Source organism: Chelativorans sp. Marseille-P2723, from assembly GCF_902809845.1.
Lineage (GTDB): Bacteria > Pseudomonadota > Alphaproteobacteria > Rhizobiales > Rhizobiaceae > Chelativorans.
Genome location: NZ_CADDWI010000013.1, coordinates 776,474 through 798,336, shown reverse-complemented (window position 1 = coordinate 798,336; position 21,863 = coordinate 776,474). Strand labels below are relative to the sequence as shown.

The 21,863-nt window shown below is 59.6% G+C and carries 17 protein-coding genes and 1 pseudogene; 8 read left to right on the top strand and 10 right to left on the bottom strand.

Going from position 1 to position 21,863, the window contains the following annotated elements; genetic code table 11:
- Window positions 1-57: 57 nt before the first annotated feature.
- From HUS57_RS15170 to HUS57_RS15150, 5 genes are all read right to left on the bottom strand, one after another.
- Complete coding sequence (locus HUS57_RS15170) at window positions 58-852, bottom strand: FCD domain-containing protein (RefSeq protein WP_173934730.1); 795 nt, start codon at window positions 850-852, stop codon at window positions 58-60.
- A gap of 6 nt (window positions 853-858) precedes the next feature.
- On the bottom strand, window positions 859-1,683 hold the full coding sequence (locus tag HUS57_RS15165; RefSeq protein ID WP_173934729.1) for an ATP-binding cassette domain-containing protein: 825 nt from the start codon (window positions 1,681-1,683) through the stop codon (window positions 859-861).
- A complete protein-coding gene (locus tag HUS57_RS15160) occupies window positions 1,680-3,491 on the bottom strand; it encodes a dipeptide/oligopeptide/nickel ABC transporter permease/ATP-binding protein (protein ID WP_173934728.1) in 1,812 nt (603 codons plus the stop codon). Before HUS57_RS15160 ends, HUS57_RS15165 begins: the two co-directional genes overlap by 4 nt.
- Window positions 3,488-4,435 (bottom strand): ABC transporter permease, encoded by a 948-nt coding sequence (locus HUS57_RS15155; protein ID WP_173934727.1) that lies wholly within the window; start codon window positions 4,433-4,435, stop codon window positions 3,488-3,490. Before HUS57_RS15155 ends, HUS57_RS15160 begins: the two co-directional genes overlap by 4 nt.
- Window positions 4,436-4,595: 160 nt before the next feature.
- Window positions 4,596-6,152, bottom strand: a complete 1,557-nt coding sequence (locus HUS57_RS15150; RefSeq protein WP_173934726.1) for an ABC transporter substrate-binding protein — start codon at window positions 6,150-6,152, stop codon at window positions 4,596-4,598.
- Between the two features lie 132 nt (window positions 6,153-6,284).
- Here HUS57_RS15150 and HUS57_RS15145 point away from each other — a divergent pair, with 132 nt between their 5' ends.
- Window positions 6,285-7,526 carry a Zn-dependent hydrolase gene (locus HUS57_RS15145; protein WP_173934725.1) on the top strand — a complete coding sequence of 414 codons (1,242 nt, stop codon included), beginning with the start codon at window positions 6,285-6,287 and terminating at the stop codon, window positions 7,524-7,526.
- Between the two features lie 78 nt (window positions 7,527-7,604).
- On the opposite strand, the gene HUS57_RS15140 is transcribed toward HUS57_RS15145, so the two are convergent.
- From HUS57_RS15140 to HUS57_RS15130, 3 genes are all read right to left on the bottom strand, one after another.
- The gene (locus HUS57_RS15140) at window positions 7,605-11,408 is read right to left on the bottom strand and encodes a hypothetical protein (RefSeq protein WP_281409302.1); all 3,804 of its coding nucleotides are present in this window, start codon (window positions 11,406-11,408) and stop codon (window positions 7,605-7,607) included.
- A 38-nt stretch (window positions 11,409-11,446) separates the two neighbouring features.
- Window positions 11,447-13,072, bottom strand: a complete 1,626-nt coding sequence (locus HUS57_RS15135; protein WP_173934723.1) for a DUF11 domain-containing protein — start codon at window positions 13,070-13,072, stop codon at window positions 11,447-11,449.
- A 660-nt stretch (window positions 13,073-13,732) separates the two neighbouring features.
- Entirely contained in the window at window positions 13,733-14,803 is a 1,071-nt protein-coding gene (locus tag HUS57_RS15130) for an Atu2307/SP_0267 family LLM class monooxygenase (RefSeq protein ID WP_173934722.1), read from the bottom strand.
- A gap of 324 nt (window positions 14,804-15,127) precedes the next feature.
- Here HUS57_RS15130 and HUS57_RS15125 point away from each other — a divergent pair, with 324 nt between their 5' ends.
- Window positions 15,128-16,060, top strand: coding sequence for a ribose-phosphate pyrophosphokinase (locus HUS57_RS15125; RefSeq protein ID WP_173934721.1), 933 nt, complete (start codon window positions 15,128-15,130; stop codon window positions 16,058-16,060).
- A gap of 26 nt (window positions 16,061-16,086) precedes the next feature.
- Here HUS57_RS15125 and HUS57_RS15120 read toward each other — a convergent pair whose 3' ends face one another.
- Window positions 16,087-16,473, bottom strand: a complete 387-nt coding sequence (locus HUS57_RS15120) for a DUF488 family protein (protein ID WP_173934720.1) — start codon at window positions 16,471-16,473, stop codon at window positions 16,087-16,089.
- Between the two features lie 221 nt (window positions 16,474-16,694).
- Between HUS57_RS15120 and HUS57_RS15115 the strand changes: the two genes are divergently transcribed.
- The 6 genes and pseudogenes from HUS57_RS15115 to HUS57_RS18025 all read left to right on the top strand — a co-directional run.
- Entirely contained in the window at window positions 16,695-17,330 is a 636-nt protein-coding gene (locus HUS57_RS15115) for a 50S ribosomal protein L25/general stress protein Ctc (protein ID WP_173934719.1), read from the top strand.
- A gap of 30 nt (window positions 17,331-17,360) precedes the next feature.
- Entirely contained in the window at window positions 17,361-18,074 is a 714-nt protein-coding gene (gene pth, locus HUS57_RS15110; RefSeq protein WP_173934718.1) for an aminoacyl-tRNA hydrolase, read from the top strand.
- A 241-nt stretch (window positions 18,075-18,315) separates the two neighbouring features.
- Complete coding sequence (gene ychF / locus HUS57_RS15105; RefSeq protein WP_173934717.1) at window positions 18,316-19,419, top strand: redox-regulated ATPase YchF; 1,104 nt, start codon at window positions 18,316-18,318, stop codon at window positions 19,417-19,419.
- Between the two features lie 21 nt (window positions 19,420-19,440).
- Window positions 19,441-19,899 carry a MaoC family dehydratase gene (locus HUS57_RS15100; protein WP_173934716.1) on the top strand — a complete coding sequence of 153 codons (459 nt, stop codon included), beginning with the start codon at window positions 19,441-19,443 and terminating at the stop codon, window positions 19,897-19,899.
- Window positions 19,896-20,366, top strand: a complete 471-nt coding sequence (locus HUS57_RS15095; RefSeq protein ID WP_173934715.1) for a MaoC family dehydratase — start codon at window positions 19,896-19,898, stop codon at window positions 20,364-20,366. The genes HUS57_RS15100 and HUS57_RS15095 overlap by 4 nt, the downstream gene beginning before the upstream one ends.
- A gap of 48 nt (window positions 20,367-20,414) precedes the next feature.
- Window positions 20,415-21,019, top strand: a pseudogene (locus HUS57_RS18025) (IS630 family transposase); the annotation flags it as partial.
- Window positions 21,020-21,251: 232 nt separating this feature from the next.
- On the opposite strand, the gene HUS57_RS15090 reads toward HUS57_RS18025, so the two are convergent.
- Window positions 21,252-21,797 (bottom strand): adenine phosphoribosyltransferase, encoded by a 546-nt coding sequence (locus HUS57_RS15090; protein WP_173934714.1) that lies wholly within the window; start codon window positions 21,795-21,797, stop codon window positions 21,252-21,254.
- Between the last annotated feature and the right edge of the window lie 66 nt (window positions 21,798-21,863).

Below are 21,863 nucleotides of genomic sequence, written 5' to 3'. Positions count from 1 at the left end.
TACCCCAGCATTGGCAAGAAAAGCTAACCCGCTTGAAGGACGATGGGGCGCGACAATCTATGATACTGGCGCCGGCTCATTTCCGGTCCGTGGTCGCCGTCGGATTTCGGCTCGTTCCAGCATATATGCCTCCGCAGCCAACATATGTTCACGCATGATCATGGCAGCGCGAGCGGCGTTGCCTGATTTGATCGCGCGAAGCAACTTCACCTGATAATGCAGACCCGTTTCTCGCAGAATCGGGTTGCCCTGCTGGTAGATTTCTCTGCACACAGCCATATCCTGCAGCAGGCTGACCAGGAACCGGCAGAGAAAGCCGAGTAGCCGGTTCTCGCAAAGCCGCGCCAGCTCATCGTGAAAATCGAGTTCGGCCATACGCTGGCGATACTCTTCCTCCGCTGTTGCAGGCTCGTCCTCATAGAGCCGGATCTTCGCCTGCAACCGGGCAAACGCCTCAGGCGTCAGCTTTCCCGCCACGCTTGCAGCCATCAGCGGTTCAAGTTCCTTGCGGATGGAGTAGATGTCAGCAATCGACGGCGGTCGGTGCAGAAAGAGATTGTCTAGAAGCCGGATGGCATGTTCTGCCTCGACAGACGATACGAAGACCCCGCCCCCCGGCCCCGTCTTGCTATGCGTCAGCCCTTGTGATTCAAGGACTTTCAGTGCCTCTCGCAACGTCCCTCGGGAGACATTCCACGTGTCCGGTGCGATCCATTCATTGGGCAGCCGGTCGCCCGGAACCAACCCGTTCGTGATGATGAGCTCACGAATCTGATCGGCAGCAATATCCGATCGCTTGCGGCGGCGCAGGCCCATGAGCGTGGCCGCGATTGTTTTCTTCTGTCTTTGCATTTCGTTTCAAGAGCGCGTTGAGCCTTCCAGGGCTGTTCCCAGCCGCGGTGCGCTCGCTATCAGTTGTTTCGTGTATTCGTGTTCAGGCGACCTGAAAAGCTGTTCCGCCGCACCCACTTCCACAACCTCGCCGAAAAACATCACGGCCACTCTATCGGAGATGCTTTCTACCACGGCAAGATCGTGGCTGATGAAAAGATAGGAAAGGTCGAACTCTTGGCGCAGGTCCTGAAGCAGCAGCAAGACCTGCGCCTGCACCGAGACGTCGAGCGCGGAAACCGGCTCGTCCAGCACCAGGATCCGCGGCTCGGCTGCAAGCGCTCGGGCAATGGCTATGCGCTGGGCCTGGCCGCCAGAAAATTCGTGCGGATAACGTTCCAGCGTGTCCGAGGGCATCTGCACCGCATCCAGCAGTTGCATGGCACGGGCGCGTCTTCGCCGCTGGTCATAGCCCTTCAGGAGTTGTAGCGGCGTGTCGAGTATTGCTCCAACTGTCTTGCGCGGATTCAAGGAAGCAACTGGATCCTGAAAAACATACTGGATCACTCGGCCGAAAGCGCGCGGTCCCTCAGCCCTCAGAGCGGCGGCATCCTTTCCGACGATGCGCATTTCTCCAGACGTCGGAACCTCCAGCCCGACGACCATGCGCGCAAGAGTCGATTTTCCCGAGCCGCTCTCGCCGACGATCGCCAGCGTCTCGCCATGCTTCAACGCCAGCGTGACGTTACGAACCGCCCGGATTTCGTGACTGCGCCCGCCGAACAGCGACCATTCACCCCCGAAGGTCTTGGTGAGATTCGTCACGCTGATTGCGTCAGCCGAGTGCCTCATGCGATGCCTGCTCCCTCTGTCTCGGCTGGCATTGCGCGGATCGCATCAAGGAACGCGCTCCCCTGACCGGGCCTGGGAACACAGGCGATCAGACGCCTCGTATAGGGATGCCGTGGGCTACCAAGGACGTCTCTCGTTTCGCCTTCCTCGACGATTTCTCCATGCCGCATTACGGCCACACGGTCGCAAATCTCGGCCACTACGCCGAAATCATGCGTTATGAAAAGCAGGGCCAGCCCGCGTTCGCGGCGCAACACTTGGAGGAGTTGCAGGATTTCCGCCTGCACCGTAACGTCGAGGGCGGTTGTTGGTTCATCCGCGACAATGATGTCTGGATCGTTGGCCAGCGCCATCGCAATACCGACACGCTGGCGTTGCCCGCCCGACAGTTGATGCGGATACGACTTGGCGCGCTGCTCGGGATCGGGAATACGAACGCTTCTTAGTAGTTCCACCGCCTTTTCATGGGCCTTTCTCCGGCTTACCGGCTGGTGCGCACGAACCGCCTCCGCTATCTGTTCGCCGATGGTGAAGAGCGGATGGAGCGTCGTAAGAGGATCCTGGAAGATATAGGCCATCTTGCCGCCGCGCAGCGATGCGATTTCCGCTTCAGGCAGAGCGAAGACATCGCGACCCCCGATTGCTACTGCCCCGCCAGTGATTGTCCCGGGCGGTGAGGCAACCAGCCGGAGGAGCGACAATGCCGTCACGCTCTTGCCGGAGCCGCTTTCACCCACAAGCCCAAGGCATTCGCCCGTGCGCAAGGTAAAGCTAACACGCTTTACCGCCATCTCGATGCCGTCCACGCCTTCAAAGCCGGTTTCAAGTTCCCGTACGGCCAACGCAGATCTTCTTGCCGTCTCATCCAGTTCGGGAACCTCTTTCCGGTCGAGGCGGGTTACGGCCATTGGACGGGAAAGCGTGCCGGCCCGAAGGCGCGGATCTAGCACGTCGCGAATGCCGTCGCCGAAAAGGTTGATGCTCATGACGATCAGAAACACCATCACGCCGGGTATCACCGAGATCATCGGCGCGGTGAACAGAAGGCTTCTGCCCTGACCGAGCATCGAGCCGAGATCGGCCTGTGGCGGCTGCGCTCCAAGGCCGAGAAAGCTGAGCCCCGCGGTTTCGAGTATCATCCACCCGACCGTGGTCGACATGGTGATGACAATGACCGGCAGCACATTGGGCAAAATTTCGGTCAGCACTATGCTGAGATGGCTCTTGCCGGAAAGCCGCGCGGCATCGACGAACTCGCGGTGCGAAAGCCCCAGCGTGATTCCTCGGACATTTCGTGCAAAAAAGGGAATGTTGACGACGGCGATGGCGTAAAGCGCGTTGAGCAGGCCAGGCCCCAGCACGGCCACAATGGCAAGCGCCAGCAAAATGTATGGAAACGCCATGAGCATGTCGATGCCGCGCATCATGAGGTTATCGGCGCGCCCGCCCATATAGCCGGCGACCAGCCCGATCAGCGAGCCGGTAAACGCTGCCAGCAGGGCAGCGGAGACGCCGACCACAAGCGACACGCGCGTACCCCAGACAAGCCGCGCCAGCACGTCGCGACCCAGATGATCCGTGCCAAGCGGGTGGCCCTCCGAGAATACCGGCAGCAACCGGTCCGCCGGGCTGGTTACATTCGGATCATGGAGCGGGAGGATCGGGGCCAGCAGCGCCACGACGATGATTGTCGCTAGGACAAAGAAGCCGGCCGCCGCTAGCCTGTTGTTCATGAGCAGCCGCCAGGCCGTGGGCCGCCTGCCGCCTCGCTCCTGCTCGGAAGCCGCCTGTACGACAGGGGTGCTCATGCCTTCAGCCTCGGATCGAGCATCGCCTGGATCACATCGGCGATCAGATTGACGAAGACATAGGCTGCGGCGACAAAGAGAACCCCTCCCTGTACAAGCAGGATGTCCCGGGTGGAGATAGCCTTCACCAGCATTGCGCCGATGCCGGGCCACTGGAATACCGTCTCGATATAGACCGCACCGCCCAGGACGAAACCGGCCTGCAAACCGATGACTGGAACAATGCTGACCATCGCCGCCTTCAGGGCGTGGCGGTAGATCACCTTCCGTTCGCTCAAGCCTTTCGCCCGTGCGGTGCGGATGTAATCCTGCCTCAGCACTTCCAGCATGGCCGTGCGGGTGAGCCGCGCGACAACGCCTGTCGCGACGACCGCAAGCGTCGTTGCCGGAAGCACGAGGTGACGCAGAAGATCAGGAAGATCTCCGCCGCCATAGATTGCATACATACCCGAAGCAGGCAGCACCCGAAGCTGTACTGCGAAGAAGAGAATGAACAGCAGGCCAAGGAAAAAGGACGGGATCGAGATGCCGATAAGCACGAAGAATGTGACTATGCGGTCCACCCAGCCGAACTGACGCACGGCCGAAACGATTCCCGCCAGAAGGCCGAACACCGAGCAGAGCACCAGGGAGGTGCCTGCAAGAATGAGCGTCGCCGAAAACCGCTCCAGTATCTCGTCCAGCACCGGGCGGTTGAGTGCGTAAGACCTGCCGAAATCGCCTTGAAGCAGGTTGCCAAGCCAGATGACGTATTGCTGGGGCAATGGCTTGTCGAGGCCGAGGCTGCGGTTCAGACGCGCGACATTTTCTGGCGTCGCGTAGGATCCGAGAATGGCCGTCGCCGGATCGCCGGGGATCATCGCCATGATCAGGAAGACGATGAGCGACAATCCGAGCAGGACCGGAATGGCAGCAATGAGACGCTTGGCAATATAGGCGGCCACGGCATCCTCAATGTAAAGGAGCAGCAGCCTGCAAGAAGAGCCGGCGGCCGCTCACAGCATCGGCCCGAAACCGAAATCGGCTTTCGGAAAGCACGATGCGCAGGTTAAAAGTTTACAGCGTCCCTTGTGCGTACGAACGGACGCACGGCCCTGTAGAGGATCATTGCTTTGCCACATCCTGCAGCATCAGGAAGAAGGACGGCTGCAGCTTGAAGCCACTGACCTCTGCACGCGTGATGGCATTCTGCTTCCAATTGGCAACGAAAATCCAGGGAGCGTCCTCATGGACGATTTCCTGCACCTGCTTGTAAAGTTCGGCCCGCCGTTCCTGGCTGGTTGCTGCGCGTGCTTCCTCCAGCAGCTTGTCCACCTCTTCATTGGAATAGTAGCCGGAGTTGAAGCCGCCCTCATCCGGAAAGGCTTCCGTGCGCAGGGTCAGGAAGGGCAGCGTATCGGGATCGTTGGTCATCCAAGCCATCTCGGCCATGTCTGCCTTTCCTTCGAGGCCGGGGTTCACTTGTCCTAGAAAGGTGTTCCACTCATAAGTCTCGATCCTTGTCGGCAGGCCAACGGCTTCAAGGTCGGCCTGGATGGCGGTGCCCATCGCGATCGGATCGAGCATGCCCGAGCCACCTTCAGCGACGTAGAAGGTCAGTTCCTGCCCGTCATATCCAGCCTCTTCGAGCAACTGCCGGGCCTGATCCGGATCGTAAGGATAAGGCTCGACCTCCTCGTTGTAAGCCCATGCGAAAGCAGGCGGTATGGGACCCGCCGCAACCTCGGCCGTACCCTGCAGGATGTTCTCGACGAGCGCTGTCTTGTTAACCGCGTAATTGGCTGCCTGCCGCACCTTCAAATCGGTGAACGGACCTTCCTTCAGGTTAAGCATAACATACCAGACATGCGGTCCCGCCTGTTCGTGAACCTCGAAACTTGGATCGCTGCGGAACTGTTGCAGGCTGTCCGGAGGGACTTCGACCATCACATCCAGGCCTCCGGATAGCATTTCGGCTATGCGCGTATTTGCGTCCGTAATCGGCCGGAAGATGACGGCCTCGAGCGCTGGCGGGCCGTCCCAGTAATCCTCGTTGCGGGTGACGACCACACGCGAATTCGCCTCCCATTCCTCGAACTTGTAGGCACCGGTGCCACTCGGATTGCGCCCGAAGTCCTTGCCGTGCTGCTCAATCGCCGCCGGCGATGCAATCAGCCCGGTTGGGTAAGCAAGGTTGGAAAGAAATGGGGCGTAGGGTTCCGAAAGCCTGAATTCAACTGTGAGGTCATCGATTACAGAGACCTCATCGACCGCGGAGAAGAAGAAGGCAAGCGGGAACGGACCGGTGTCGTGGTAAGGATGATCCTCGTCAAGTATCCTGTCGAAATTGAACTTCACTGCCTCGGCATTGAATGAAGTTCCGTCATGGAACGTGACATCGGAGCGTAGCTTGAAGGTGTAGGTCAGGCCGTCGTCGGACACCTCCCAGCTTTCAGCCAATGACGGCTCCACCTCAAGGGTGCCGTCCTTATACCGCGTCAGGCCGTCATAGATGTTTACCAGGATTCTGAAGTCATTCACAGCAGTGACCGCGTGCGGGTCAAGCGACTGGGGCTCTGCGATCTGACCGATGATCAGGGCGTTCGGTGGGGTCTGTGCGGATGCAGGTGAAATAAACGCCAGCAGAGCCGCGGAAAATGCGGCGGCCAGAAGTTTCTTCATGGCGGGCTCCTTTCCTTACGCTCCGCAATTAGTTCTGATAATCTTCCCCATGGCAAGCATTTATTATGAAGAATTGCGCGCAGAGTTCGGTAGAGTAACCGGAGCAAACGCGTGCAAGCAGGAACAAGCACCATGGCCTTTATCGATTCCGATCGCCTGCGCAGCCTGCTGGACGGCATCAACCGCTTTGGCTTCAATCCCGAAACGGGCGGCTACAACCGCCCTGGCTATTCCGATGCCGACATGGCCGTTCGCGAGTGGTTTGCAGGCACGATGCAAGCCGAGGGCCTGACTGTGCGCCAGGATGGCGTAGCCAATCTGTTTGGCCGCTTCGGCCCTGTCGATAGCCCTTGCATAATGGCCGGATCGCATCTGGACACGGTACCGGAGGGCGGTGCGTTTGATGGTGCGCTGGGCGTTGCCGTCGCACTTGAATGTGTTCTGGCCATCCGTGACGCGGGGCTTGAGCCGAGAGTGGCCATCGAGGTCGTGGCAACTGCCGAGGAGGAGGGACGCTTTGGTGGTATGCTCGGTTCGCAATCGATCACTGGAAGCGTTACGAGGAAATGGCTATCGCAAGCGACCGATGCGGAAGGCATAAGGCTCATTGACGCAATGGCGAGGGTGGGGTTGGACGCATGGGATGCACTCGCGGCCAAGCGCAACGATGTCCTTGCCTTTATCGAGTTGCATGTTGAACAGGGGCCGGTGCTGCAGCACCGCTCTGTACCGTTGGGCATTGCGCATTCGGTATCGGGCGTGTGCAACTTGCGCGTTGTGCTCAAGGGCGAGGCCAATCATTCCGGCACCACGCCCATGGAACTCCGCGCGGACGCCTTTGCCGGGCTTGCAACATTTGGTTCGGTCATCCCTAAAATCATCGCCGCGCACGGAGACAAAGACACGCGCGTAACCGTCGGCAAGGCCGATCTGCGGCCGAACTTTATCCATACTATCGCAGGCGAGGCCGAGTTCATCGTGAACATCAGGGATACCAGCGCCGATAGGCTCGACACGCTGGAAGCTGCCATAAGGTCGGAAATCGCGGCCGCAGCGCGTGCAAACAAACTTGAAGCCGGGATTACGCGACACAGCCGCATTGCGCCGGTTAAGCTCGATGCGGAGCTGGCGAACCTGCTGCGCGAGGAAGCGCATGCGCTCGGCCTTGCTACGCTCTCCATGCCCTCCGGCGCAGGTCACGACGCGCAGACGATGCAGGCTATATGCCCATCGGCGCTGATCTTCGTGCCCAGCCGAGACGGCATCAGTCACTCACCACAGGAATGGACCGACTGGTCTTACATCAAAAAAGGTGCAGAACTGATGCTTGCCGCGCTGGTCAGGTTCAGCATGGATCGTTTCGTCAGCACTTGAAAAAGCTTTATCGCTGGTCAGGGATGAGGGTGCTTTTCGCAGTCCCCCATTCCTGACGCTTACGGAAACGGAACCGGACTAATATCCGGCCTCGATTCGCGTCTTGATATTGAGCGGATAATCGCCTTTCTTCTGTCTCCACCGTTCCGCAATCAGCGTTTCAACGTTCCTTATGCGCCGTTCGGCCATTGTGCCGTCGGGGCCGGTGCCGCGATAGGTTAGAAGCAGCGACGAGCGCCTGTCGGAAAGCACCGCCATCAGGTGGTCAAGCTCCGCCGCCCATTCCCGCGACAGCTCCACCGTGCCCGGCAGGAAGGCTTCCGGTGCCAGATCAAGACGTACCTCGCGGCCCAATGATGCACCAAAGTTGACCTGCGTCATCTTTCCGGCGGACAGCCGCACCACCCGCGGGTTCTCGGTGGTCACCTGGTAGCCGGTAGGCAGCGTGCGCGGGTCGAGCTTCATAATGAAGTTCGAACCGATCCGTGCATCCGGCAGGGCAGCACACGGTACATGGAAGCGCCCATGCCTGTCGGTGTTGATGAGCCAGCCCTTGGCGGTGGCTACGCGTACATTCGGCAGGCCCGGCTCGCCCACATCCTGATAGCCGTTACCGTTAAGGTCATCGAAAACCGTGCCGATGATGTCGCCGCAGTCAAAGGTGGAATCGGCCAGAATCTCTACCGCCGCCGTTGCGATTGGCGCCAGCATTTCGCCATTATCATCCTCGATGACCGCCTGGTTGACATGCTCGCCAGCACCCGCCGACGCCAGAGCCTGCAGGCTGAGCTGGATCTCGATGCTTCCTTGCGGCCCCAGATCTAGATCGCTGAATACGATCTTGTTGCCGTTGACCGTGGGCGTGAATGTGACGCCATTCACCTTTGCCGTGCCCTCCACATAGCGGAAGCCGGCAGGCATGACATCGGTGATGGTCACGAGCCCTGCATTTGTGGGGGATGCGTTCCTGGCAGTGATCGCAAACGGAGCACGATCGCCACGGCGCACAAACTTCAGCACCGATTTCTTGGCAAGCGCGACGTTGATTGGCTCAGACGCCGGAAGCGAAATCTGCACTGTACTCTCGTCCGACTGCACGATGCTGCCGCTCGCGTCGGTGCCCTGTGCCCTTGCGGTGTTGCTCACGCCTCCATTCAAGCCCGCCGCCGCATCGATATCGGCCTGCGCGAGCGTGTAGGTGGCGTTGAAGGTCCGGGACTCACCGGTCGCAAGCGCCACAGGCCCGGGTGAGAAAGCCGAAAGCGTGCCAGCGGCGACCTTTCCGCCAAATACCGGCCCATTGTCCACGGGGCTGACATTCATGAGAGTCACATTGCCCGTATTCTGAATTGCGAAGGTGTACTCGATGACTTCGCCGGCATCGGCCATTCCGTTGCCATTGGCATCGTTCCACTCACCTGTCTTGATGACCGCGAGCGCAGCGCGTTTCTCAACCGGTATGACGGTTGAGTCACCGCTGTTGCCGCTGCCGTCATGGGAGTCGGTCTCGTGCTTGCTGCCGTCGGGCGCCGTCCCCTCGCCCTTTGACGGCGGCGAGACGATCTCGCCGGCGTCAACATCGTCCTGCGTCACCGTGTAGGTGGCGCTGAAGGTCGCGCTGTCGCTTTCCCCCGGCGCAAGGCTCGGGATCGGCCCGCCGCTGATGGCAAGCTCCGGATCGTCAAGGACGATATCCGTCAGCGTCACATTGCCGGTGTTCTCGATTGTAAAGGTGTATTCGATCTCCTCGCCCGGATCGGCAACGCCATTGCCATTGGCGTCAATGAGCGTGCCCTGCTTGCTGATCGACATGCCGGGAACAGCGGGAATGGCAAGGCTCGCCTCGGCCGGCAGGCTCACCGTCTCGTCGCCATTCGGCAGGTTGCCGGCGGCGCTGGCGGTGTTGACGAGCTCGCCCGCATCCACATCCGCCTGGGTAAGCACATAGGAGGCGGTGAAGGTGGCGCTGGCCCCGGCAGCAAGGCTCTGCGCGGCCTCGTTGATCGTCACCATCGGGTCGTCGACGGTCACATTGGTGGCGGTCTCATCGCCCGTGTTCTCCACCGTGAAGGTGAAGGTCACCGTCTCGCCCGCCTCCATCACGCCGTCGCCGTCACCATCGACCCAGTCGGCCGACTTGGCGAGCTTGAGCACCGTCTGGTCGACGGGGATGACCGTCGGCGTTCCGGGCGTGCCGCTGCCGTCATGGGAGTCGGTCTCGTGCTTGCTGCCGTCGGGCGCCGTCCCCTCGCCCTTTGACGGCGGCGAGACGATCTCGCCATTGTCGACATCGTCCTGCGTCACCGTGTAGGTGGCGCTGAAGGTGGCGCTGTCGCTTTCCCCCGGCGCAAGGCTCGGGATCGGCCCGCCGCTGATGGCAAGCTCCGGATCGTCAAGGACGATATCCGTCAGCGTCACATTGCCGGTGTTCTCGATTGTAAAGGTGTATTCGATCTCCTCGCCCGGATCGGCCACGCCATTGCCATTGGCGTCAATGAGCGTGCCCTGCTTGCTGATCGACATGCCGGGAACGGCGGGAATGGCAAGGCTCGCCTCGGCCGGCAGGCTCACCGTCTCGTCGCCATTCGGCAGGTTGCCGGCACCGCTGGCGATGTTGACGAGTTCGCCCGCATCCACATCCGCCTGGGTAAGCACATAGGAGGCGGTGAAGGTGGCCGTTGCCCCGGCAGCAAGGCTCTGCGCGGCCTCGTTGATCGTCACCATCGGGTCCTCGACGGTCACATTGGTGGCGGTCTCATCGCCCGTGTTCTCCACCGTGAAGGTGAAGGTCACCGTCTCGCCCGCCTCCATCACGCCGTCGCCGTCACCATCGACCCAGTCGGCCGACTTGGCGAGCTTGAGCACCGTCTGGTCGACGGGGATGACCGTCGGCGTTCCGGGCGTGCCGCTTCCGTCATGGGAGTCGGTCTCGTGCTTGCTGCCGTCGGGCGCGGTTCCCTCGCCCTTTGACGGCGGCGAGACGATCTCGCCATTGTCGACATCGTCCTGCGTCACCGTGTAGGTGGCGCTGAAGGTGGAGCTGTCGCTTTCCCCCGGCGCAAGGCTCGGGATCGGCCCGCCGCTGATGGCAAGCTCCGGATCGTCAAGGACGATATCCGTCAGCGTCACATTGCCGGTGTTCTCGATTGTAAAGGTGTACTCAATCTCCTCTCCAGGATCGGCCACGCCATTGCCATTGGCGTCAATGAGCGTGCCCTGCTTGCTGATCGACATGCCGGGAACAGCGGGAATGGCAAGGCTCGCCTCGGCCGGCAAGCTCACCGTCTCGTCGCCATTCGGCAGGTTGCCGGCGGCGCTGGCGGTGTTATGTAATTCGCCCGCATCGATGTCGCTCTGGGTCAGAGTATAAGATGCGGTGAAGGTGGCGCTGGCGCCAGAGTTGACATTCTGCGGCGCCTCGCTGACGGCGGCCATAGGATCGTCAACCGTCACGGCCACCAGGTTTTCGCTACTGGTGTTTTCCACGAGGAAGGTGAACTCAACCCTTTCACCCGCCTCGACCATTCCATCACCGTCGGTATCGATCCACTGTCCGGTCTTGATCAGGGAAATGGTCGGCGCCCCAGGTAGCGTCACAGTAGAACGGGCTGGCGCGCTTTCCACCGTGGAGCTGTCAGGCGCGGTTCCCACCGCCGTGGCAACATTGTCCACTCTCCAACCATCAGTATCTGCTTGGGTGAGTGTATAGGTGCCGCTGAATGTCGCTACCGCCCCCGGAGCGAGTGTCTGGGACCCGCTGACGGAAACCATCGGGTCATTGACTGTCACACTCGTCAGCGTGACGTTGCCAGTGTTCTCGACGGTAAAAGTGTATTCAATTGTCTCACCCGGTTCGGCGTCACCATTGCCATTGGCATCAATCCATGTGCCACTCTTGGTGAGTATGAGTTCCCCGTGCCTTACAATTGGAACAACTGAAGGATCTCCGGGGTCGCCACCGCTGTCCTGAGAGTCGGTGCTATGTTTGCCCCCACTAGGGGTAATAGCTTCCGCCGGTGAGGGGGAATGATCGCTTCTCCGGAATCGATGTCCGCTTGGGTAATGGTGTAGGTGGCGGTTAATGTGCTGCTATCGGTATCTCCGGGCGCAAGGCTGGTAATCGGTCCGCCCGTGACGTCAAGATTAGGATCGGTGATGGTGATGTCGGTAAGCGTCACATTGCCGGTATTTTCGACGGTGAACGTATATTCAATCACCTCTCCTGGATCTGCAATACCATTCCCATTGGCATCGATGAGTGTGCCTTCATCGCGCATGACCGCCATATCTGGATGCGCGGAGATGGAGAGAACGGTTGGACCTTGCACACTATTGGAACTGGGGCGTGAAATCGTGACTTGTTCGCCATAGCTAGCGGACGTCGCAGTGACTGAGGCCTGATTAGAGATCCCGCCAGCATCCACGTCCGCCTGTTGAAGCTGGTACACCACTTCATAGGTGGCGGTCTCTCCCGCCGTCAGCGTGCCTTGGGGTGATCCGGCGCTATTGGATAGCCAGACTGGTGGGGAGGCAAGAGGGAGCGATGTGCCATCGCCGCGTTTTAGCGAATTATCGCTCACGGAAACGTCCGTGAAGGTGTTGGAGCCGATATTCTTAATTTCTATTGTAAACGTTGCTATGTCCCCGGCGTCAATAACTGACGCATCTCGTCCAACAGACGCGTCGATTGAACCTGTCTTGACCACCTGTGCCATGCTTATGCCAAGGGCTATGTTTACATGGCAATCGTGATTTGGGGGATTGGCTAGGAGGGTAAGTCGCGTTGTCTCGCTTGTCGCGGTAAATTCAAATGCCTCTAATGACCATATGTTTCCCTTCGGATTAATAGTTTTTGATGAAGAGTTCGTCGAAACTCTCAATTGGCATCCAGTACTGTACTCGTCTCTCCAGCCCATCAAAAGATTGTTATTTATATATATAGGTATCGAGTATTTTTGGCCTATAATTAAGCCTTCTAACTCTGTGGACATTCCTTCAGCCAGATCTGGGGCATTACGCACAGCTATAAGTGTAACAAAACGCGTGTCACCATTGGGAAGGGCCGGTACGTTGCCTTGGAGCCAAAAGACTTCCCCTCCGCTACGGGAACTTGTTGAGCAATGCGGAGATGCGATGGAGCTCCATCCCTCTGCAACGGGTAAGGCATAGCCAGGTGTACAGTTTGAAGTAGGCGGAATATACAAGGCCAGCGCCGGTGCTGCTGAAAACGCCAGCTGAAACATCACCGTAATACTGATAATGAGCAGTGTCGCCATAGGCTGACAGAGGCGCCGAATTGCCGAAGCCGTGGCATCAGCGGCTGCGCGAGAGGCCGAAAAGGTAGCAGCTATCCATGAAGGGTATTTTTCTCGGCGCAGCGCCCGAAGTTCGACGTCCAGGGCACTGTCTGAAGAAACCGCCCCCCATAGGCTGGTGCGTTGCTGTCTTGCGCCTCTTCCCGGCGAGGCTGGTCCGCTGAAAGCAAGCGACCGACGCGGGGATACAAGGGAGTAAACCACGCCAATGGCGGGAGGGATAAGGCTCATCGTCTGCAATTCCGTTGCGTCGGTGATGAAAATGCAATTAGAAATTGTGCTACATCTACACTTGCACGCCTAGAACGTCCAGTGGAAGGCGGAGTTATGAACGCTCTATTCATCAACTGTGCACTGGTATAAGTATACGTTCATAAATCGATATGCAGCTCCCTGATCTTCCGTATGGAGGCAACGATGCTCCCACCGAGATAGCGATGTGTGACGGAAGTTTGCCGTTTAAGAGCTCGGGGGATTTCGGGGGATGTAAGAACCCACGACGCAGACGACACGCTGGGCGGCCTTCAAGCCGCGTTGCATCAAGGTTGCGAAGGCTCGACAAGAGATTCTTGTTGCCGAGCCGGACCAGCTAGCCACAAACCGGCTGCCAGTTTGAAATGATGTAGGTTCTTGTTTCTCCGGAGTTCCGGAGGGTGACGGGCATCACTTTCCGAAAGCCGACTGAAGAGAGGCGCACCCCGCTAAAACTGTAGATGCGCCGAACTTCCGCTCCAGTTCCGCAAGTTCCGCCAGGAATGTTGTGATGCTCAGCAGCCAGGAACGCTTCTAACCGAGTTGCTCCACACCGCACGCAAGGTCAAGCAGATGAGCGGCGCTTCAACGGCAGAGCCGCCCTCCACGATGGGGCAAGGTCGAATACGGAAAGCTCTATCATTGGTCCGTCGTTGTGCCCGGAGGAGGTGCCGCCTTCTTGGTGCCAATCGCCTTGCGCACTGCCGGCGCAACCTCGGTCCCGAACAGTTCGATCGCCTTCATCATCCTGTCATGGGGAATGATACCAATGGCCATCTGGACAAGGATGCGGTCGAACTTGAAAATCTCGTGATTGGCAAGGATCTTGTCCGTCACTTGCGATGGGCTGCCCGCAAACTGCGCGCCGCGCGGACCGAGTGCTGCGTCGAATTGGGCGCGGTTCGTCGGCGGCCATCCGCGCTCGCGCCCGATGCGGTTCATCACCTCTGCCTGCGCCTCGTAATATATGTCCAACGCCTCCTTACTTTCCGCAACGAAGCCATGAACGTTGATCGAGGTCGGCAATGCTTCCGGATCGTGCCCCGCACGGCGCGCCGCCTCTCGGTAAAGCTGGAAGAGGGGTGCGAAACGGTGCGGCTCCCCGCCGATGATTGCAAGGGCAAGCGGCAGGCCAAGCACGCCAGCCCTGGCAACAGACTGCGGAGTGCCCCCAACGGCGATCCACACGGGGAGCTTTCGTTGCGGGCGGGGTAAAACGCCGCGCCCTGCTATACGCGGCGTGTGCTGGCCGCCCGGCCAGTCAATGATCTCGCTTTCGCGCAGCTTCAGCAAAAGCTCTAGCTTCTCCGCAAAGAGCGTGTCGTAATCCTCCAACGCATAGCCGAAGAGCGGGAAGGATTCGATGAAGGAGCCGCGCCCTGCCATAATCTCACCCCGGCCTTCGGAGAGGAGATCGAGCGTGGCATATTGCTGGAAGACGCGTACCGGATCGTCCGACGAAAGCACGGTGACGGCCGAGGTGAGCTTGATGTTCTTCGTACGCGCTGCCGCAGCCGCAAGCACGAGGGCCGGAGCCGAGATGGCATAGTCGGGCCGGTGATGTTCGCCAAGGCCGAACACATTCAGGCCGAGCTGATCGGCAAGCTCTATCTCCTCCATGAGATTGCGCAGGCGCTCCTGAGGACCGATGCGCTGGCCGGTCCTGGGGTCCATGCCCACATCACCAAAAGTGTAAAGGCCGAGTTCCATGCGGCGCCCTCATGCGTTGCAGTCTGTCATCGCCTCTTAGGTAAGGCGGTTGGGCATCAAGTGGAAGATGCGATGGTCCTGGGACCAATCTTTCGACCAGAAGCCATTGCTTTCAGCGATGATGCATCGCCCTGTCAGGCTCCATGGCCGGGAAGCAGAATTGCCTGGAAACGTTACGCTTGTTCAACAGTTCGATATTTGAGTGAGGAACAGGTTACCTCATCAGCGATCAGAAGGCATTTTTTACGGCGCTGCGCTTGCAATAGCCGGTTATGCCGCTAAAAGCCCCCTTGGAGGGCAGGCCGTTCGCCGAGGACATTTTTCATGAAGCTCTTTTCGGGCAATTCCAACCGGGTTCTGGCAGAAGCAGTGGCCGGTTATCTCAACATCTCCCTTGGGAAAGCCCTGGTTCGCCGCTTCGCAGACCAGGAAATCTTCGTCGAAATCAAGGAGAATGTGCGCGGTCAGGACGTGTTCGTCCTGCAGTCGACGTCTTATCCCGCAAACGATCATTTGATGGAACTGCTCATCATGATCGATGCATTCCGACGCTCTTCCGCGCGCCGGATCACGGCGGTACTGCCCTATTTCGGTTATGCTCGCCAGGACAGGCGCACGTCGGGTCGTACGCCCATTTCGGCCAAGCTGGTTGCGAATCTGATTACACGGGCGGGCGCGGACCGCGTGCTGACCCTTGACCTTCACGCCGGGCAGATCCAGGGTTTCTTCGACATCCCGACGGACAATCTGTTTGCGGTGCCGGTAATGGCGCGGGATGTGAAAGCCCGTTACAAGATGCCGAATGTGATGGTCGTCTCCCCCGACGTGGGTGGCGTGGTGCGCGCCCGCTCCCTTGCCAAGCGTATCGATGCACCCCTGGCCATTGTCGACAAGCGCCGAGACCGACCGGGCGAATCGGAGGTGATGAACATCATTGGCGACGTCAGCGGCCGTGACTGCCTTTTGATCGACGATATCGTCGATTCCGGCGGCACGCTGTGCAACGCGGCCGAGGCACTGCTTGCCAATGGCGCCACGAGCGTGACAGCCTACATCACCCATGGTGTGCTTTCGGGCGGGGCTGCCGCACGCATCGCAGGCTCGAAGCTGAAGGAGCTGGTGATCACCAATTCCATCCAGCCCACATCGGCGGTCGAGGCGGCTGGCAACATCCGCGTGATCTCCATTGCTGACCTGATCGGCGAAGCCATCTCGCGCACCGCCTCCGAGCAATCGGTGTCCAGCCTGTTCGACTAAGCGGCAACCCGCTTGCCAGAAGGCCGCTATTGGATAGCGGCTCCCCGTTCCTGAAGCATTGTCCGCAGGACGTAACGGTGACAGCGGGCCTCGTCCTCGCAATAGCAGCCGATCGAGAAGTTGGCGCTATGCGAGAGGGCGGCCAGAAGATCGAGCGTGTGCCGTGCAGCCGTCTGGTTCATCTCTGCCCGGAAGGCGCGGACGAACGAACGCCATTCCGCATCCGTTCTTGCTGCTTGGGCCTGGGCAACGAGTTCACGGCTCGGAGCAAGTTCCGGATACCAGACATCGTACCAATCATCGGCCGCATAGCGCTCCTTGCGGACGCCGCGAGGCGGGCGCCGCACGGTACCGATACGCGTTCCTTCATCGGGAAGGCGCCGCGTTCCGAGACGGACAACGCGCAAGGTCATGGTGCGCTCCTTGCAACTGGCGTGCTTCAGCTTAGCGGATCGCGCCGGAAAGCGGAACCGGGTCCCGCCTGTCTTGCACCTTGTATGGGCATGGGCTATAGACCCGCGGTCCGCGTGGACACCCTTGGAGGCAACGCGGATGGAGGCTTGTCACTTCGTGGAAAGTCTTCCGTTTCCGCCATCGAGCCTGCGGAAACACTCCGAAACTGAAAGGAAAAGCCATGAGCCAGTCCAACGTACTGACGGCCGAGGCGCGCGAACGGGTCGGTAAGGGGTCCGCCCGGGCAATTCGGCGCAGCGGCAATATCCCTGCTGTCATTTACGGTGAGAAGCAGCCCCCCATTGCCATTACGCTTCCCTACAAGGAAGTGTTCCATCGTATTCACGCCGGCGGATTCAAGACGACCATCTTTACCGTCAAGGTGAATGGGCAGAGCATCCAGGCGCTGCCGAAGGATTACCAGCTCGACCCGGTGCGGGGCTTCCCGATGCATGTGGATTTCCTGCGTGTCGGCAGGCACACGGTGGTGACCGTCAACGTGCCCGTTCGCTTTCTTAACGAGGAGCAGGCTCCGGGTATCAAGCGGGGCGGCGTTCTCAACGTGGCGCGTCACGAGGTCGAATTCACCTGCCCGGCGAACGCCATCCCCGATTTCATCGAGGTTGACCTGACCGGCCTTGATATCGGTGATACGGTGCACATTTCCGCTGTCAAGCTGCCAGAAGGCGTAACACCTACGATCACCGATCGCGACTTTACCATCGCGTCGATCGCCGCTCCGGCCGGAATGAAGTCCGAGGAAAGCGAAGAAGCCGCCGAAGCGCAGGCAGAAGGTGAAAGCGGCGAGGCAGAGTAAGCCTCCCCCTCCTCAAAGGGAGTGGAAGCCATGTTGCTTATCGCCGGGCTCGGCAATCCGGGCCGGCAATATGCAGGCAACCGGCACAATGTCGGATTCATGGCGGCGGATGCCATTAACCGCCGCCATTCCTTCTCGCCATGGTCGAAGAAGTTCAACGCACTGGTTTCCGAAGGCCGGCTTGGCGGCAAGAAGGTGCTTCTCATGAAACCGCAGACCTTCATGAACCTGTCGGGCCAGGCCGTGGGCGAGGCGATGCGCTTTTACAAGCTCACGCCTGATGATCTCATCGTGACCTATGACGAGCTGGACCTTGCCCCCGGCAAGCTGCGTGTGAAGCGCGGCGGCGGCGCCGGCGGTCATAATGGCATCAGATCCATCGACGCTCATTGCGGCAAGGATTACCGCCGTGTGCGTATCGGCATCGGGCACCCGGGTGACAAGGACCGCGTTACCGGCTATGTGCTCTCCGATTTTTCCAAGAGCGACCATGAGTGGCTCGAACCTTTGCTTGCGGCCATCGCGGATAATGCCGAGCTTCTTGTAAGAAGCGACGATTCAGGCTTCATGAACAAGGTAAATCTTGCCCTTCGTGGCCAGACCGATGGCAGGAAAGGCGAAACCGCAGCGGCCAAGGGCCAAAGCCACATCCGACAGGCGCGCCCGAAAACGCCTTCGATGCCCGTTCCTCAAACTGGACCGATGGCCGCGATTCTGAAGAAACTGCTCGGCCGCGAGCAATAGGTCAGATGAGGCCGCGCCGTTCGCATACCTACATTGAACCGGCCGAGCATGTGCTAGCCCGTTCTGCTCTCGCCTTCGTGATAAAGACAGTTGCCGATGTCATTGAGGTACTTCTGATTACCGCCAAGACCTTCTTGTCTCTGGAACCGGCTACCCCATCTTAACCAGGACTTGACGGCAGCGTTTTGCTTCCGCATAGCCTCTGCTCGATCCAGCATCTTCTCAAGGAAAATTCAGGAATATGGGTTTCAAATGCGGCATCGTTGGCCTGCCAAATGTCGGCAAATCGACGCTCTTCAACGCCCTGACGAAGACGGCCGCCGCGCAGGCCGCGAACTATCCCTTCTGCACCATTGAGCCTAATACCGGCGAGGTTGCTGTTCCCGATCCGCGGCTGGAGAAAATTGCGGCTTCGGCAGGATCGAAGGAGATCCTGCCAACACGCATCTCCTTCGTAGACATTGCAGGCCTCGTGCGCGGCGCGTCAAAGGGCGAAGGGCTGGGAAACCAGTTTCTTGCAAACATCCGCGAAGTTGACGCGATCGTCCACGTGTTGCGCTGCTTCGAGGACGGCGATGTCACCCATGTCGAAGGCCGTATTGACCCGGTAGCAGACGCCGAGACTGTCGAGACAGAGTTGATGCTGGCGGACCTGGAGAGCCTGGAGCGGCGCATAGTGCAGACACGCAAGCGCGCGACAGGCAAGGACAAGGAGGCAATCGCCATCCTTCCCGTAATGGAGCGGGCGCTTGCCCTGCTGCAGGAGGGCAAACCGGTGCGGCTGCTTTCCCGGGAACTTGACGCGGACGAGGCGCGCATCCTGCGCTCGCTTAATCTTCTGACCTCCAAGCCGGTTCTCTATGTCTGCAATGTTGCCGAAGACGACGCGGCCGAGGGCAACGAGCATACAAGAGCCGTCGAGGAGATGGCCGCAGCGCAGGGTGCCGGTGTGGTCATCATCTCGGCCGCGATCGAGTCGGAAGTGGCGCAGCTCCCCGAGGAGGAAGCGAAGGAATATCTGGAGGCCATGGGCCTTGAGGAACCTGGGCTCAACCGCCTGATCCATGAAGGCTACAAGCTGCTTGACCTGATCACTTTCTTCACGGCCGGTCCGAAAGAGACGCGTGCCTGGACGGTGAAGAAGGGCGCCAAGGCACCGCAGGCAGCCGGGGTAATCCATACCGATTTCGAGCGTGGCTTCATCCGCGCCCAAACGATCGCCTACGACGATTTCGTCACACTCGGCGGCGAGACAGCGGCTCGCGAGGCAGGCAAGGCGCGCGACGAAGGCAAGGATTACGTCGTCAATGACGGCGACGTGATGTTGTTCAAGTTCAATGTGTGACAGCGCGGGCGGGCGGCAGCAATGACATTGGCCTATGAGGATCTGAGTGAGGGGCGCGTTTTCAATCTGGGTCCGGCCCACGTAAGCGCGGACGAAATCATAGCCTTTGCCAAACAGTTCGATCCGCAGCCGATGCATCTGGACGAAGAGGCAGGACGGGCGAGCCTGCTTGGTGGACTATCGGCTTCCGGCTGGCATACCTGTGCGATCTTCATGCGCATGATGTATGAAGCCTTTATCTCCGACTCCACCGCACAGGGTTCGCCCGGCATTGACGAACTGAACTGGCGCCGGCCTGTTTTCCCCGGCGACATTCTTTCCGGCACCTCCACCGTTATTTCAAAGCGGGTCCTGAAATCGCGGCCCGGAATCGGCATCGCCAGATTCCGTCATGAGGTCGTCAACGGCCAGGGGGAAACCGTGCTGGAAGGCGAGAACCCCGTCCTGTTCGGCCTTCGCAACCCAGGAGATAGCGCATGAGCCTCGATGCGTTTCTCAAGCTGGGGCAAACGATGTCCCTTGGCAGCCACACCTTTACTGCCGAGGAAATCAAGCGCTTTGCTGCCCGCTATGATCCGCAGCCTTTTCATCTGGATGAGGAAGCGGCGAAGGATAGTATCTTCGGCAGGCTATGCGCCTCCGGCTGGCACACCTGTGCCATGTGGATGCGCTACAATGTCCTCAATATCGACGCGCGCGAGGATGCACCTTGGTCCGGTCCCGGCGAGCGTCCGGAATTTGGACCCTCTCCAGGCTTCAAGAACCTCAAATGGCTGAAGCCTGTCTATGCGGGCGACACAATCACCTTCACCCGGACCGCTCTGTCACACCGCAGGCTGGCCTCCCGTCCCGGATGGCGGCTTCTGACGCTCAAAGGCACTGCCATAAATCAGGATGGGCAGACTGTGATGGAGTTTGATAACGCGGTACTGATGAAGGCGGTGTAGCCATTCCGCACTCCTTTCTAAGCCTGACAGTTCGACGCAAGCGCGGGTCTGGAGCCCGCACGTCCCTTCATCGCCGAGCAGATCAGCCAGACGCCGCATCCGGCGCTGCACAAGCTGAAGGAAAAGTTGGCGATGGGCGGCTTGAAGGTGTCACATCATACTGTGTGGCGGTTTCTGCGCCGACAGTGGCTGCCGTTCAAGAAAAACGCTGTTCGCTTGAGCAGGCGACCGACATCGCCCGGGCAAGCCCGGCGTGCCGTTCAGCCCGGTCTTGATCTCAGACGCTGGTGTTCATCGAGGACACCTGGATCAAGACCAACATGGCGCTCCTGCGGGGCCAAGAAAGCAAGCAACTGCGCAATTCTTCCCTGCTTGGCCACTGGCCGCACGCTGACCTTTCGCGCCGCCTTGCCCCACGACCGGCTCACGGCGCCTTACGTCTTCGAGGGCTGGGCAACGGTCGGTGCTCCGCGCCTATCCGGAGGAGCAGCTCGTGCCAGTTCTTCAGCCGGCGACATCGTCATCAAGGACAATCCCGGCTCGCATAAGTTGGACATCATCAACCACGCGATCCGCCCCGGCGGTGTGTGGCATCCACCGCCCTATTGGCCGGCCCTCGAACCAGTGAGCAGGTCCTTGCCAGGATCAAGCATTAACACGCCTGGCTCAGGAGCGCCCCCTTGGGCAGACCTTGCCGCACATGCAGATTCTCCCCGCCGCCATCCAATAAGGCGAGTGCATCACCGACTCCATCGTGACGGACATGCCTCCGCTAAAACCGCCGCACTCGGCCGCGGAAGGCCGTTTCTCCCACTAGGGGAATGATCAGCACTTTTATTCTTGCAAGATCCTTTGGGACACTAACCCGTTCTTCCCGGGATTTGCCTATTGTTCTTGGAATGCAATCAGTGTGCGTACGTTGACGCCAAGCGCCTCCAGACGCGCCCGGCCACCGAGATCCGGCAGGTCGATGACAAAACAGGCGGCTACAATATCGGCCCCCATCTGCTTCAGAAGCCTCACGGCCGCCTCCGCTGTCCCCCCTGTAGCGATCAGATCGTCCACGATGATCACCTTCTCCCCGGCGGAAACGGCGTCCCGGTGCATCTCCATCTCGTCAAGTCCGTATTCCAGACTATAGGCTACCCGCACCGTTTCATGCGGAAGCTTCCCCTTCTTGCGGATAGGAATAAAGCCCGAGGAAAGCTGGTGTGCAATAGCGCCGCCAAGGATAAAGCCACGTGCCTCAATTCCAGCAATCTTGTCGATCTTTGAGCCGGCATATGGGTGCACAAGCTCATCCACAGTTCGCCGGAAGGCTCCGGCATTGCCAAGTAAGGTGGTGATGTCCCGGAACTGGACGCCTGGCTTCGGATAATCGGGAATGGTGCGGATCGCAGCAAGAAGCGTCTCTTCAAGCGGCTGTCTCATCGGCTGGTTTCCCCGTTTGCCTCTTTGTGCCTTCTACAGGCGGCAATGGAAAGGGGCGCCTTGAGG